Genomic DNA, 15,047 nt, shown 5'->3' with positions numbered 1-15,047 from the left:
GTTTTTCAGGTTGAAAATTAAGGTTTACCTACATCATGAATAAACACAAGTGCTTTTTAGGGTTAGCTATATTAGCTACTTTAGTCACGACTCCTGCTCAAGCGGAGGAAGTTTCTAGGAAAGCGGCCGACTTAATGTCCCAAAATTCTAACTCGACTGATTCAGTAGATCAAAACACTAATAATACTCAACCAGTCAATACCCTAGCATCCACATATAACAGTGGTGATACCGATTCTAAGCTGCCTGCAAGTAATTACTTTTATTTAGGTGCAAGTGTGGGTCGGGGTTTTCCAAGTGATGTAAAGCTAAAAGGAAAATTCACAGATGCTGCTACAATCCAAGCTTTGCGGAATGCCAATAGACCTAATGAGTTTGAAGATGAGTTGAGCTTATATCCTGGCTCTTATTGGAATATAGCTAGTGGTTATCAGTGGAAAAATGCTCGTGCTGAACTAGAAATTGGTAGTGGTGCTTTTGGCAATGATGAGTTAAAAAGCGTTAGCTTTGGGGGAGTACCTAATGATCAGAATCAGAATCCACCCACTTCAGGAGTTGGCAAAATCAATTTAACTACCGCCTTTGTGAATGGTTATTACGATATTGCTACTAGGTCTAAATTTCGTCCCTACCTTGGCGCTGGTATAGGCTTGGGTTTTATTAGTGATCAAGATAATGGACTCAACGGGTTTGATTATGGCACATCTTTTGCTTATCAAGGAAAAGTAGGTGTTCAGTATGAAGTCGTCAAAAAGGGTAATGCCTTCGTTGAATTTAGATACGTAGGTTTGACTGGCTATACATCAAAGAAGAATAATACAGAAACCGAAATTGGTTCCATTAATTCCCCTGCTGTGAGCGTTGGTTATCGGCAAGGTTTTTAATCGTTAATTGCATATTGTGGGGTGGATCAGATTCACCCTACAAACTTGCTTTCATTAATCGAATTCTTTGCATAAATATTTTTATATTACACAACAAAGAAATAATAAACTACACATACAGATCGGTTGATTCCATGTTTGCTAAAAAAATGAGGTATCAAAGATATGAATTTAAAGCAGGCTATTTCTGTTTGGTTCATTAGTAGCTGTTACTTGTGATTATTTAGAACAGTGTTCATCTGTTGATGTAGAATTTATTGAATAAAAATTCAACCACAATACCACATTAGTTATTACTTCTATTTTTTCTTCAGAATAAATGGCGTTTTCACCATCACATCTGTATTCATCAACTGATCCCAAAACCGAAAATAAAGACCATAATTACAATTAAACTTGTGATGATGAAGAGTATGGTGAGTTGGAGTAATCCAATTTTTCCCCCAAAAACCACGCATCCAGGAACGGGGATAAACCTCATAACCTGTATGATTGACAACGCCAAATATCGTCATTAATGTTAGCAATAAAATGATCATACTAATGTGAATAGGAATAATAAAAACCAAAATAGGAATAATAATTGCCGTTATCATACTCTCAACGGGATCAAAAGAAAAAGAAGTCCAGGGAGTAGGGTTAATAGATTCGTGATGCACCTTATGAAAGCGGCGATATATGCTAGGAATATGTAACCAGCGATGAGTCCAATAAAAATAAGTATCGTGGATAAACAAATATATAAACAGACTTACTGGCAAATAAACCCAGCCATATTGGATAGGATTTATATAAACTTTTGTTTGTCCTAATGCGATCATTTCCATGATAAAAGCACTGGGTAAAGCAAAAATAAGACAGGAAAAGAGAGACCATTTGATTTCGCTTTTCATTTTACTCTTCCGTCTATCCAGATCATGAAGACGACGAACTTCCCAAGACTGGGGACGACGAACCCAAAGTAACCAATAAAGCAGCGAAGACACAATCAGGTATCGTGTCGAAAGAACGAAAAACATAAACAAACTGGAGATACCAAATTGCGTCAAATTAGGGAGCATAAGGGCTGGTTATGTATTTATAAAACAACATGAATTATTATAGTTCTTTCTTTGCGCCTTTGCTCCTTAGCGTCTTTGCGCGAACCCCCCCCTCTCAAAAGAAAAGGGGGAAAATGAACTTACAAAAACCAACCGTAAGAATGTAAACCCTTACCCAAAAGATTCACACCAAGATAACAAATCCAAACCACAACAAAACCAGCAGCGGCTAAAATTGCAGGTTTTCTACCTTGCCAACCGCGAGTTATTCTAGAATGCAGATAAGCGGCAAAAACTAACCAAGTAATTAACGCCCAAGTTTCCTTAGGGTCCCAACTCCAGTAAGAACCCCAGGCTTCATTAGCCCAAACACCACCGGCAATAATCCCAATTGTGAGGAGAGGAAATCCCAAACCAATGATGCGATAGCTGATATTATCGAGGGTTTCAGCCAAGTTGAGGCGTTGAGGTGAAAGAATTTCAGTGGTTTGAATAGGAGTGGTTGTGACTAAATCCAAAACCGCAGTTCCAGTTCCGTTGTTATTACTTTCAACGAGAGAAAAGCCATTAGTTTCCGCAGCGGGTGTAGATGTAACTAACTCACCAGCTTTAAGTAGTTTATAGCCATTACTCCGATAACCGCCATTACCAAAGGAACTACCTTGTAATTGGATATTTTGGCCGCGAGTAACAATTAAAAATGCGATCGCTAACAATGCGCCTACCATCAAAGCGGAATAACTCAACATCATGACACTAACGTGCATCATCAACCAATTGGATTTCAAAGCCGGAACTAAAGGCTCTGATACCTGCATATTTGATGGTAAAGTTAGAGTAGCAAAAGCAGCAATGCACATCGCCACAGGTGCAGTCACAACACCCACCAAACGGCTACGACTACTATTTTCAGCAATTAAATGGACAGCAGTAATTCCCCAAGTCAAGAAAAATAAAGACTCATAGAGATTACTCAGGGGAAAATAACCCGCTTCGATCCATCTAGCTCCTAATAAAGTCGCCATACACAAATTAGCGATCGCCATTCCGGCTGTTCCCAAAGCCGCCGTCACCGATAAACTCGGAAAAGCCGCCCCCACCCAATAAACCAACATCGTACAGAATAAGACAGCAAAAGAGGCATTATCTAGCCAGTTCTGGAGTACAACCAGATTCATAAACACTTCTCTCCAGTGGATGCTTGAAAATATCAATTCCGATTATCTTGATCCTAACTGGTTTTGGGGATTAGTCATTCGCAAGATTAACCTTCATAATTCATAGCGCCTAAATATTTAGTTAAAAACCGAGATGTGTAGGGGTTTAGCACGTGTGTAGGGGTTTAGCAATGCTAAACCCCTACTATGGAATTACACGGTTAAGACATTTTGAATATAACTTAGTCAGTAAGTTGCCCAAACTTACCCAGGTTTACATATAATTTATTATAATAACAGTATCAAATTAACATCACAAAAATTACCTAAAGTTATGAAACAAAGGTTATTTAGTCAAGGGTGGATAGGGTTGACGCAAATTGTTATTCTCGCGTCCCTGACAGCATTAACGACAATTGCGACTACCAACCAACCCAGCCACGCTGAAGGAACTCTGGTTGAGAACCGAAATTTTAAACTTGATATTGATTTTGATAAGATCAATACCTCTAGTGCGACTGTAAAATCTGGAAGAAATTCCGGTATTCCTATTAATATTTTAATTCAACTGTCTCAAGGTTTATCTGAACCACCAAAGACGACAAAACAAAAAGCTGATGATTTCTTAGTTCAGGCTGCGGATAAGTATGAAATAGGAGATTATCGCGGGGCAATATTAGCTTATGACGAAGTAATTCGCCTTACTCCTAATAATTCTGAAGCTTTATTCTATCGCGGTATGGCTTATTATAATTTAGGAGATAATCAAGCAGCGATACAAGATTACAACCAAGTTCTCAAAATTAATCCTAACGATGCCAATGCCTACATCAATCGAGGAAATCTTCGTGATGCTTTAGGAGATAAACAAGCAGCGATACAAGATTATAACCAAGCTCTCAAAATTAATCCTAACTATGCCGAAGCTTACCTCAACCGGGGACTTACCCGTGATGATTTAGGAGATAAAAAGGGAGCTATAGAGGATTACAACCAAGCTCTCAAAATTAATCCTAACGATGCCGTGTCCTACCTCAACCGAGGAAATCTCCGTGATGCTTTAGGAGATAAACAAGCAGCGATACAAGATTATAACCAAGCTCTCAAGATTAATCCTAACTATGCCGAAGCTTACCTCAACCGGGGAGTTGCCCGTGATACTTTAGGAGATAAACAAGCGGTGATACAAGATTTCAACCAAGCTCTCAAAATTAATCCTAACTATGCCAAAGCCTACTATAACCGGGGAAACGCATACGCTACTTTAGGAGACAAATTTCAAGCGATATCTGATTTTCAACAAGCAGCAAAAATATATCAACAACAGGACAAAAATGAAAATTATCAGGATGCTTTGAATAGAATTAGGGAATTACAACAATAGTATTTTTGTCAGAATCAGGATATCCACCGATTTAAGGATTAACAGGATGTTTAATTGTAATTGAATAATAAAATTTTGATAATTTTCTATTATTCTCACAGTTAATTTCTTCTTTGCGTCTTTGCTCCTTTGCCACTTTGCGCGAAACATAGCACACCGAAACACACGAAAAGAATGTTAATTTCATCCTGAAAATCCTTAAATCCTGGATATCCTGATTCTGACAATTAACATACACGGATACACCAAGAGAATATTATTGTTAAGACTCACCCTTTAGTCAAAAAGTCATTTTCCCCCCAGTTAGGGTTGATTATGACACAAATTTGACATTAAAAGTCTATTAGTTTCCGCAACTGCTGTAGATGTAACCTTTCTCTGGTTTTGGAGATTAGTGATTGGCAAAATTAACTTTCATAATTCATAGCGCCTAAATATTTAGTTAAAAAAGGCGAAAAAACCTCATAAATCAAAGTCAGCGGTTGTCCATGATGCCAAAACAAATAATGGCGACCCCAAAAAGGCCCCTTTTCTTGAAAACCCGACTCTAACGCTTCTGAGTTACCATAATAAATACCTTGAACATCTCTATATAACTCAGTTCGTAACCGCGCTAAACTTGCCCAAATCGGCAAAGACTTGTTTTGTAAATACTCATCTACATGACTTGCTTCCCACCAAGAAGCAGCATAATATAACCGCTGACCGGAAGCAGTTCTGACCCAAACCTGTCGGCGCACTCTTGGGCCCGGTAGCATCTGCATCATAGTTGGTGCATTATCAGTATTCATGCCAATTGCTGACATATCAATTACATCTACCTCCGTTGGTTCACCCGTCAATAGTTGGACGTGTCGAGTCGGAGAACCATCACCCAAAAGCAATAATTGCCAAGTAGGAGCTAACTGACTGTGAGGTAACCCGCGTTTAATAGCTTCCTCCCCACCTTGCCAAATGGGAGTTAGACAATGCCAAGCGCTGGGTAAGATTAAATCATTTGTGGGATTAAAAGTAGTAGTCAATGTTCTTTACAAAAGTTTATATATATTTCTATGAATAGCACAAAAACCAGCATCACTAGAAGAAGCTGGTCAATCATTGGTTATTGGGAAAATTCTTTCCATCTCTTGTTCCCTGTTCCCTGTTCCCTGTTCCCTAAAAAATGTAAACCCGCTGCTATAATCATGTTTCTGACATAACAGCGGGTTATTTACATTCAAAAATGCGGATGGCGAGACTCGAACTCGCAAGGGCTATGCCCACACGCACCTCAAGCGTGCGCGTATACCAATTCCGCCACATCCGCGCGGTTTTGAACACAGATTAGAGTATAACATAAAAAAATCTCTCAAATACAATATTTTTCCAATATTTCCCAAATATTTTTTGAATGGGTATGAGACTAACAGAAATATAGTTACAGCACAAGTCATATTAAGAGGTCTAGCAAAGATGCCACATAATCCAATAGTCTGCTAAGAATGAGGTTTGGGAATCTCCTGTCACGATTTGCAGTAATGCAACCGCTTTATGTCAACAGGATAGGAGAAAATGTCAATCTACTGGTACTGATATCGCAACTCGAAAATGAAATTTGATAAAATATTAATTGCCAATCGAGGAGAAATAGCCCTTCGCATTCTCCGTGCCTGTGAAGAAATGGGAATTGCCACAGTTGCTGTTCACTCCACTGTTGACAGAAACGCGCTGCACGTCCAACTTGCAGATGAAGCCGTTTGCATTGGTGAACCTGCCAGCAGTAAAAGTTATTTGAATATTCCCAATATTATTGCTGCTGCATTAACGCGCAATGCCGGTGCCATTCATCCTGGGTATGGTTTTTTATCAGAGAATGCCAGATTTGCTGAAATTTGTGCAGACCATCATATTGCTTTTATTGGACCTACACCCGAATCTATCAGGCTGATGGGGGATAAGTCCACCGCTAAAGAAACCATGCAAAAAGCTGGTGTTCCCACAGTTCCCGGTAGTGAAGGGTTAGTAGAATCAGAAGCAGAAGGATTAGCGATCGCTCAAAAAATTGGTTATCCTGTAATGGTTAAAGCTACCGCCGGTGGTGGTGGTAGAGGAATGCGGCTTGTCCGTTCCGAAGATGAATTTGTGAGACTATTCCTCGCGGCTCAAGGGGAAGCAGGAGCAGCTTTTGGTAATTCAGGCGTTTATATAGAAAAATTTATTGAACGTCCCCGGCACATTGAATTTCAGATTTTAGCGGATAACTACGGTAACGTGATCCATTTAGGTGAAAGAGATTGTTCAATTCAGCGTCGTAACCAAAAACTCCTAGAAGAAGCCCCTAGTCCGGCTCTTGATCCAGATTTACGGCAAAAAATGGGAAAGGCTGCCGTTAAAGCTGCCCAGTCTATTAACTACAGCGGTGCTGGAACTATCGAATTTCTTCTAGACAAATTCGGTAAATTCTATTTCATGGAAATGAATACCCGCATCCAAGTTGAGCATCCAGTTACAGAGATGATTACTGGTATAGATTTAGTAGTTGAACAAATTCGCATTGCTCAAGGGGAAAGACTAAAGCTGACACAAAAAGAAGTGGTTCTTCGAGGACATTCTATTGAATGTCGCATTAACGCCGAAGATCCAGATCATGATTTTCGCCCAGCCCCCGGTAAAATTACTGGTTATCTGCCACCTGGAGGACCAGGAGTGCGGATTGATTCCCACGTATACACGGATTACAACATTCCCCCTTATTACGACTCCCTGATTGGCAAATTAATTGTCTGGGGACCAGACCGAGCTACAGCAATTACCCGCATGAAACGCGCATTGAGAGAATGTGCCATTACTGGAGTCCCGACAACCATTCCCTTTCATCAAAAAATTATGGAAAACTCCCAATTTTTGCAGGGTAATATTTACACCAGCTTTGTTCAGGATATGAAAATGCAATAATTGGTCAGTTGTCAGTTGTCAGTTGTCAGTTGTCAGTTGTTAGTTGTCAGTTGTTAGTTGTCAGTTGTTTGGGGAAAAATTTTTTCTTCCTTCTTCCTTCTTCCTCCTGACTCCTGACTCCTGACTCCTGACTCCTGACTCCTTCCTTCTGACTCCTGACTCCTATTACCTATATAACATGGTCAGTAACCCTTGCTGACCTAGTAAAATTTCCCGAATAAAACTAAAAATCGCTACTAAGATAATCGGGGTAATATCTACACCACCAATAGGTTGTACTAACTTCCGCAACGGGATTAAGAAGGGTTCAGTCGGCCAAGCGATCAGACTAAAAGGTAAACGGTTGAGATGGAATTGGGGATACCAGGTCAGAATAATGCGGAAAATAAATAAAAACGTCATCACTCCCAAAAAGGGGCCAAGAATCCAAGTAGTCAAGTTAACACCAGTCATTTTGTTTAGCTAATATTTGTGAGAACATCCTCAACTTAGACCTAAGTTGAGAAATTTTAAGTTTTGTAACGCATTCTTTTTTAATTTTAACTTACCTTTGGGGGTTAAAGTCCCCTGCTTCTACAAGCAGCGGGTTTTGCGTCGGGGTAAAATCCCCGTTGCAAAACGTAATTCTAAATTCTAAATTCTAAATTCTGCATTCTTTTAACTAAATGGTGTCATTTTATTGTGAGAATGGAAAAACAAAGTTATTGACTTGGGATCATCAATCAAGTAGATACCAAGTTGGATAGATAATCCTGTTCTACTTTTCAAGAAAGTAATCCAGGATTAAAATGAGAATAAACTGTGTAAAAAAAGGTTGAGAACTATGACACCCTCTTTAGCAAATTTTCTTTGGAGTTTGGTTTTTGGGACTGCGATTGTCGTTATCCCTGCTACCATTGGTCTAATTTTCATTAGCCAAAAAGATAAAATCCAACGTTTTTAATTCTTAGGGACTGGGGACTGGGGAAGAATTGTCTTCTCCTTTCTCCTGGACTTCTGAACTCCAGTATTCTTCTTCTACAATATTATGACTGGTTAAAATAGTGATGGTAAGTGTAACTCGTTAATATAGATTTGATATTAGGAAAACGCCAATGGTTAATTTTGGGCTGAACTCAGCCAGTGTTTTAGCTCAGGTAAATTTTGGAGCGAACTCAGCCAGTATTCTGGGAATTTTCCTGGCTGTAGCTGGAGCAGCACTGTACTTTCTTAGGACTGTCCGGCCAGAACTGTCAAGAGATCAAGACATCTTTTTTGCAGCGGTTGGCTTATTATGCGGCTTTATTCTTGTCTTCCAAGGATGGCGACTTGATCCAATTTTACAATTTGGTCAGTTGCTTTTGGTAGGTTCTACGGTATTTTTTGCGGTTGAAAGTATTCGTCTGCGGAGTATCGCTACTCAACAAGCTAAACGCAATACTCCCATTGTGGACGATGAACGCGAGGTTAGCAGGAAATATTCTTATTCTGAGCGGCGCAATTATCAAGCTGAGATGGATGCAGATTTAGAACCGCTACCTTATGAAGAAGAGGAAGAAGCTCCTCAACGTCCGAGAATTCGGGGTAGTCGAGATGAACGTTCTCCCCGTGATGACTATTACGAAGATCAAGCTCCACGCAGTTCACCAAACCCACGGAACAGGGAAAGACCAGATTCAGGAGAAAGAAAGCGTCGTCCTAATTCTGGGCGTTCAGTCGGTCGTCCCAGCGAGAGTAATACAGATGAAAATTGGGGTTCTGCTCCCAGACAAGTTGATGATTGGGAAGGTGCAAATTCTCAAGATGAAGTAAGAAAACCACCACGTCGCAATAATAGCGGTAATAACAGTAATAGCGGTAATAATCGCCCCCAACGCCCAGAAAGCCGAGAGGATGATGTTGCTCCTACTCCTAGACCCAGAAAACGTCGTCCTCCCAGAGACTCAGTTCCGCCTAGAAGACAGGATGATGATGAGGCTATACCAACGGATTATGTACCATACAATCCCATTAATAAGCCCAATAATGAGCCGGATAATTCCGATTTTGATGACGATATTTAAAACATTTGGGGTGGACGACGGAAAACAGTAATGTGAAAACATTTACACCTAGCTTCTGGCTCCAACAGTCTATTTATTGGAGCCTAATTTTTGGACTGACAAGTTTACTAATATCTTGTGCTGCTGATAATATCCCGATGGGAGTAACTTCTCTGAATAGCCGATATACTGAAGAACAACCGGCAATGAGTGGTAATGGCCGTTTTTTGGCTTTTATTTCCAATCGTTCTCGTCGTCAGCAGTTGTTAGTATACGATTTAGAAAATCAAAGTTTTATGCCCACACCGGGCTTAAACCGACAATCTGTAATTGCGGAAAGTCCTAGTTTGAGTTATACAGGACGCTACATTTGTTATATTACCAGTGATCAAGGTAGACCAGTTGTAGCACTCTATGATCGGGCTTCGCAAAATTCACAAATTCTGACTCCCACTTTTCGTGGTTGGGTGAGAAATCCTACTATTAGTCCTGACGGGCGTTATGTTGCGTTTGAATCTGCTGGTCGTGGACAATGGGATATTGAAGTTCTCGATAGGGGTCCAACTATTGAGTTAGATATTCCTAATGGTGCAACGGTGAATACCAATTAAAATTTATTTTGTCTGAATCAGGATGTCCAGGATTTAAGGATTTTCAGGATTGGTAATTGGTTTGTTTATTAACCCTTTCTGCTTTTGTTCTCTGTTCCTTGTTCTCTAAATGAATTATAAATTATTAATTATTTTAATTTTATGCTCAACTCTATTAACTGGGTGTTTTGGCTATCCGCGGTTACTCAGTTACCCATTTGATTCTGGGGGTAGGAGTCTTAATAGTTTTTCATCGGAGTTAAATCCGCAAATTTCGGGGAGATATATGGTGTTTACGAGCGATCGCCGAGGCAGTCAAGATGTATATATGTTTGATACGGTGACTCGGAATTTGGTGGATTTACCAGGTTTAAATTCTTTTGATACGATTGCTTCCCATCCTGCATCATCTGATAATGGTAAATTCATTGTTTTTGCTGCTAGTCGTCAAGGACGAACACAAATTGTTTTTTATGATCGAGATGTGCGTCAATTACGAAATTTAGCTGGTGATATCCAAGGAGAAGTCCGCAATCCTACTATTAGTGCTGATGGTAGTAGAATTGCGTTTGAATATAGCAATAATGGACAATGGGATATTTTAGTTTATGACCGTTTTGGGCGAAAATTGAATATTCCTCAAGATCCCAGTTAGTCAGAGGAGTCACCGAGTCAGGAGTCACCGAGTCAGGAGTCAGGAGTCACCGAGTCAGGAGTCAGGAGTCAGGAGTCAGGAGTCACCGAGTCAGGAGTCAGGAGAAAAGAAAGAAGAAGAAGGAAGTAAGAAAGATAAAAGGAAGAATGAAGAGTCAAGTAGGGGCGCAAGGCGTGCGCCCAGAATATAGAATCAATTAATCAGTATTTTGTACAGATTCGATGAGCGATCGCACTTCCTCAGTACCCTGGGATGGTTCAAAGGAAAGGGGAAATTTGCCTTTGACTAGCATTCTTAAACCTAAAGGTGCAAGACTAAGTAATCCTTGTAAATCGCGCAAATAATTACCAACTACTTGCATCCCAAATTGACGTTCATCAATCCAACCACCTTGTTTGACTAAATCTACTAAAACTTTACGGTGACGAATTGCTCGACTATCACTCGCTTCTTTGCGTTCCAGAATTTCCTGTTTAATTTTGGTGATTTGCTCTAATGGGGCAACTTCCATAGGACAAACTGAATCACAATATAGACAACGAGTACAACCCCAAACTCCTTGAGTTCCTGCGCTATAGTTTTCTAATCGTTCTTCTGTATTACTATCGCGGGAATCTGCCACCATGCGATAGGCTTTAGCTAAGGCATGGGGACCAACAAAGTCAGGATTGACTTCCAGAGCATTACATTCAGAATAACAAGCCCCACACATAATACAATTGCCTGTTTGATCAAGAAGCGATCGCTCTTGAGGCGTTTGTAAGAACTCTCTTTCGGGAACTTGTCTACTTGCTGTACTTACATAAGGGGCAACTTTCTCCAAATTATTCCAAAAACCATTCATATCCACAACCAAATCTTTAATTACAGGCATATTCCCCAAAGGTGCAACTGTAATTTCTGGAGTAGCCTGAGACTGATTTGCCAATGATGATATTTTCTCCAGTCTAGCCAGTTCACTCCCCACATTTTCCTTACAAGCCAAAGCAGAACGCCCATTAATCCGCACAGCACAACTACCACAAATTGTATTGCGGCAATTTTTGCGAAATGCTAAAGTTCCATCTTGTTCCCACTTAATCTGATTGAGACAATCCAGGATAGTATTCCCTGGTTCTACCTCCAAAACGTAGGATTTGAAAACAGGATGAGAATTTTCTTGTTGTCGAGTAATCTTAAAAATAACTTCCATTATTATCAATCCAAATCTTGGGTTCAAATCTTCTCTATGCCTTACCCACCTCAAAATCATGAAGCTAGGGAGGGATGAAGTCCAAAGCATGAAGTATAAACAGACATTTTCTCTTATGCTTGACTTGACCGCAGCCTTCACCCTTAATCCTTTACACTTAATACTTCTTTCGTCAAGCCCTAGTTATCAAAATTCTACATCTTTAAATATATAGAAGTGTTAAAGCAAGTGAACATCTTTCCTCATGGCTATCAAATACCCCATAGATGTGGTAAATTTATTCTTCCCCTAGACAGACGTAGATAATCTGACGAGAGCTTTGAATCTGACGGTGATCAATAATGGGGATTTTCCACCCCGGTTTTTGTTTCTAGTCACTGATAGCTGGCGTAGCGAAGCCATAGAAACTCTAGAATTTAACTGATTCACTCCAAGAAAGCTAGTCGGAATTAGATTAACTTTCATAAAAGTCTTGACATTCTCCTCATGACAGTATGAAGCCTTGGGAAAATCTCTACTGCATTTTACCTCCTCAACTCCAGCGCGTGAGATCAAAATTTAACCGAAATATGAATTTTAAATTCAAAAAATATTTTGCTATTATTATTTCATGCTAGTATTTAATAGAAAATTACGAACTAACAAAATTAGAGACAATAACCGCATAAGCGCGGCTAACACTTCTAAGTTTACTCGTAATGTAGAGACTGGAAAATTCATGTCTCTACTGGCAGAATAAAAGGGTGTATGTTCGTTAGACCACATACAAATACTATGCTATCTTCAGCTAAAGAAGAGAATTAGGTGCAAGCCGATAACTCAAAAGCAAGTAAGATTGGCAGTGAATGTGAAAAACCTGTAATTTATTGGCTCTACGACTTTTTTGGAGTAGAACTAACCTGATTTGTAAAGGTGGCTTGAAGTTACACCGATACAACAGCGCCCAAAGAGAAAATAATTTAATTTCTGATGGCCAATGATGGTTAAAAGCGCAGTAAAATTACTGAAATAAATGTTTGTGGTAACTATGACTTAGAAACCTATTATAGATAACTATGATAGAGTCATTCGTTGCTTCCATATCAGCAGGAATTCACCCATCACCCTCATGTTTTGTTTATTTCTGAAGTCCAGTTGCGCTGATTGCTCAATACTGGACTCACAAGAAAATTTTTAAATGGCTAACGCCATGCTACGCTATCAATTTGAAGAGATTAAGGAAAATTAGAACATAATGGCTGAAACCGCAACTGCCCCATTAACTGGAAAAACATTACTAGCGAAAGTTAAAGAACTTTCCACTTTACCACGTCGGGAAAGAGCAAAGCAATGTGGTTATTACACCGTTACTAAAAATAGCCAAGTTCGGGTTAATTTAACAGATTTTTATGATGCTTTATTGTCAGCTAGAGGCATTCCCCTCAGCCCAGAAGCACCAAAAGATGGACGTGGCCGCGAACCGACATACCGGGTTAGTGTTCATCAAAATGGTCAAATTGTGATTGGTGCAACTTACACCAAAGCGATGAACCTAAAGCCCGGTGATGAATTTGAAATTAGACTAGGTTACAAACATATTCACTTAATTCAACTTGGTGAAGGTGACAAACAATTAACCCAGTCAGATGATGGTGCTGATGAATCAGACGCAGAAGAATAAATTTTTTCACCTATCAGGGCTAGTTTTTCCCTTAATGCTGAAAAATTTATCCCTAAAGCTACCGCTAATTAGTAGCTGTAGTTAAATAATTTCAGTGGCATAAGACATAAAAAACGTTTTGGCCTCTTCCATTAGTCACAAATTCTAGTAGAGTCTTGATGAATAATCAAGAAATCTGTTGTTGCAGGAAGTTAGTCATGTTTTTTATGTCTATTGCGCTGTCATTTTTAGAGTTATCGGCCAATCCTTTGCTGGAGTTTATCAAAGATACACCAGTATTTTTGGTCATGGCTTTTTTTATGGTTTGGATAGGTTGCTGGTTGCCATTGGTAGCAATTTTAGCCATTACCTTAAATTGGCAAATACATAAATCTTTACAACCTGAGCAAAAAATTCCTTTATTAGTATCTCTCTATTTATTAGTACCCCTAATTCTCTGGGGATTTCAATGGTTGAAATTAGGTTCTTTCCCTGATTATGGATTAGTAGGGGAAGTTTCTATTTTCGCTTCTTTATTGCTAGGTTTTGGCTTGGGTGTTTTCAGTCTAGCTACCGTATTTTTTGGGCAAATTTGCGCCGGTTGGTGCTATTTAGAAAAATCTCATCTCAAGTTAATACCATCTAGTTTATTGACAATTTCCCTAGTGGCTTTGTTTGTGGGGGGAATCGAAGAACTGGTATTTCGGGGCTTTATATTCACTCAATTAGAACAGAATTATTCAATTTGGTTAGCTGCAATTATTTCTAGCTTGATTTTTGCTGTCTTACATTTGGTCTGGGAACAAACAGAAACTCTTCCTCAACTGCCTGGATTATGGCTCATGGGTATGGTATTGGTATTAGCCAGATTAGCTGATGGGCATAATTTAGGGATAGCTTGGGGACTTCATGCTGGTTGGGTATGGGCGATCGCTACTATAGATACAGCAGGATTAATCACCTATACGGATAAAGTTTCTGCATGGGTGACAGGTATCAATAAAAAACCCCTCGCGGGGTTAACAGGAATTATGTGTGTTTTGGCGGTGGGGGTAGTGCTTTTATGGGTGTCTGAAATTGTTAATTAGTATTTTTCGCGCAAAGTCGCAAAGGAGCAAAGGCGCAAAGAATGGAAGAATTACTTGATTGTGGTTAAGAATTGGCGTAAGCTGACTAAGCTCAGGGTTTGTCCTAAGTTTAGGGGTAGGATGGATATGCCTTCTAAACGGGATTGTATCCAGCCTTCTCCCCAGTACCATTCGTGAAAGCCGTCAATGCCTCCACTCAGTAGTAAGCGCAGACAATTGGGTTTTACTACGTCTACTCGATGATGAATGGATATGGGCCCTGTGTGAGTAGTAAATTCAAATCCTGACGGTAATTCTGTGGGCATTTCTGGGGGGAAACTTTGCCCCAATAGCCATTTTTTTAGTTGTGCAGGATGCAAAATACTGTCATGAATGGCATTGGCTGATGCTGCGATTTCAATACGGATTTGGCTTTGTTGAAATGTACCTAGCATAGTAATTGGTAATTGGTAATTGGTAATTG

Annotated in this window: 15 protein-coding genes and 1 tRNA gene; 9 read left to right on the top strand and 7 right to left on the bottom strand. The window is 39.7% G+C overall.

Features of this window, described 5'->3' with window-relative positions; genetic code table 11:
* The first annotated feature begins 35 nt into the window (after positions 1-35).
* On the top strand, positions 36-884 hold the full coding sequence (locus tag FJR06_RS19255; protein ID WP_168652071.1) for an acyloxyacyl hydrolase: 849 nt from the start codon (positions 36-38) through the stop codon (positions 882-884).
* Positions 885-1,183: 299 nt separating this feature from the next.
* Here FJR06_RS19255 and FJR06_RS19250 read toward each other — a convergent pair whose 3' ends face one another.
* Both FJR06_RS19250 and ccsB read right to left on the bottom strand, forming a co-directional pair.
* Complete coding sequence (locus FJR06_RS19250; protein WP_371724275.1) at positions 1,184-1,870, bottom strand: sterol desaturase family protein; 687 nt, start codon at positions 1,868-1,870, stop codon at positions 1,184-1,186.
* Between the two features lie 194 nt (positions 1,871-2,064).
* On the bottom strand, positions 2,065-3,102 hold the full coding sequence (ccsB, locus tag FJR06_RS19245) for a c-type cytochrome biogenesis protein CcsB (protein WP_148761016.1): 1,038 nt from the start codon (positions 3,100-3,102) through the stop codon (positions 2,065-2,067).
* Positions 3,103-3,415: 313 nt separating this feature from the next.
* Between ccsB and FJR06_RS19240 the strand changes: the two genes are divergently transcribed.
* Entirely contained in the window at positions 3,416-4,465 is a 1,050-nt protein-coding gene (locus FJR06_RS19240; protein WP_168652069.1) for a tetratricopeptide repeat protein, read from the top strand.
* A 407-nt stretch (positions 4,466-4,872) separates the two neighbouring features.
* On the opposite strand, the gene FJR06_RS19235 is transcribed toward FJR06_RS19240, so the two are convergent.
* The gene (locus FJR06_RS19235; protein ID WP_015081413.1) at positions 4,873-5,487 is read right to left on the bottom strand and encodes a chorismate lyase; all 615 of its coding nucleotides are present in this window, start codon (positions 5,485-5,487) and stop codon (positions 4,873-4,875) included.
* A 201-nt stretch (positions 5,488-5,688) separates the two neighbouring features.
* Positions 5,689-5,771: transfer RNA gene (locus FJR06_RS19230), tRNA-Leu, on the bottom strand.
* A 281-nt stretch (positions 5,772-6,052) separates the two neighbouring features.
* Between FJR06_RS19230 and accC the strand changes: the two genes are divergently transcribed.
* Positions 6,053-7,399, top strand: a complete 1,347-nt coding sequence (accC, locus tag FJR06_RS19225) for an acetyl-CoA carboxylase biotin carboxylase subunit (protein ID WP_015081412.1) — start codon at positions 6,053-6,055, stop codon at positions 7,397-7,399.
* A 165-nt stretch (positions 7,400-7,564) separates the two neighbouring features.
* Here accC and FJR06_RS19220 read toward each other — a convergent pair whose 3' ends face one another.
* Positions 7,565-7,852 carry a YggT family protein gene (locus FJR06_RS19220; protein ID WP_015081411.1) on the bottom strand — a complete coding sequence of 96 codons (288 nt, stop codon included), beginning with the start codon at positions 7,850-7,852 and terminating at the stop codon, positions 7,565-7,567.
* Positions 7,853-8,222: 370 nt separating this feature from the next.
* On the opposite strand from FJR06_RS19220, the gene psbX reads away from it, so the two are divergent.
* The 4 genes from psbX (at position 8,223) to FJR06_RS19200 (ending at position 10,665) form a co-directional block, all read left to right on the top strand.
* The gene (gene psbX / locus FJR06_RS19215) at positions 8,223-8,342 is read left to right on the top strand and encodes a photosystem II reaction center X protein (protein WP_015081410.1); all 120 of its coding nucleotides are present in this window, start codon (positions 8,223-8,225) and stop codon (positions 8,340-8,342) included.
* A 151-nt stretch (positions 8,343-8,493) separates the two neighbouring features.
* A complete protein-coding gene (locus tag FJR06_RS19210) occupies positions 8,494-9,441 on the top strand; it encodes a Ycf66 family protein (protein WP_168634360.1) in 948 nt (315 codons plus the stop codon).
* Positions 9,442-9,473: 32 nt separating this feature from the next.
* Positions 9,474-10,031 (top strand): TolB family protein, encoded by a 558-nt coding sequence (locus tag FJR06_RS19205; protein WP_015081408.1) that lies wholly within the window; start codon positions 9,474-9,476, stop codon positions 10,029-10,031.
* Positions 10,032-10,140: 109 nt separating this feature from the next.
* Positions 10,141-10,665, top strand: coding sequence for a PD40 domain-containing protein (locus FJR06_RS19200; protein WP_168652068.1), 525 nt, complete (start codon positions 10,141-10,143; stop codon positions 10,663-10,665).
* Between the two features lie 196 nt (positions 10,666-10,861).
* On the opposite strand, the gene FJR06_RS19195 is transcribed toward FJR06_RS19200, so the two are convergent.
* The gene (locus tag FJR06_RS19195) at positions 10,862-11,857 is read right to left on the bottom strand and encodes a succinate dehydrogenase/fumarate reductase iron-sulfur subunit (RefSeq protein ID WP_174783504.1); all 996 of its coding nucleotides are present in this window, start codon (positions 11,855-11,857) and stop codon (positions 10,862-10,864) included.
* Between the two features lie 1,234 nt (positions 11,858-13,091).
* On the opposite strand from FJR06_RS19195, the gene FJR06_RS19190 reads away from it, so the two are divergent.
* Both FJR06_RS19190 and FJR06_RS19185 read left to right on the top strand, forming a co-directional pair.
* A complete protein-coding gene (locus FJR06_RS19190; protein ID WP_015081404.1) occupies positions 13,092-13,517 on the top strand; it encodes an AbrB family transcriptional regulator in 426 nt (141 codons plus the stop codon).
* A gap of 197 nt (positions 13,518-13,714) precedes the next feature.
* Positions 13,715-14,584 carry a CPBP family intramembrane glutamic endopeptidase gene (locus FJR06_RS19185; protein ID WP_174783503.1) on the top strand — a complete coding sequence of 290 codons (870 nt, stop codon included), beginning with the start codon at positions 13,715-13,717 and terminating at the stop codon, positions 14,582-14,584.
* 50 nt (positions 14,585-14,634) lie between these two features.
* On the opposite strand, the gene FJR06_RS19180 is transcribed toward FJR06_RS19185, so the two are convergent.
* A complete protein-coding gene (locus FJR06_RS19180) occupies positions 14,635-15,018 on the bottom strand; it encodes a hypothetical protein (RefSeq protein ID WP_148760914.1) in 384 nt (127 codons plus the stop codon).
* Positions 15,019-15,047: the final 29 nt, after the last annotated feature.

Origin of the sequence: Dolichospermum sp. UHCC 0352, from assembly GCF_009711925.1 — a bacterium.
Classification (GTDB): Bacteria; Cyanobacteriota; Cyanobacteriia; order Cyanobacteriales; family Nostocaceae; genus Dolichospermum; species Dolichospermum lemmermannii.
This window is presented reverse-complemented; position numbering and strand designations above follow the sequence as displayed.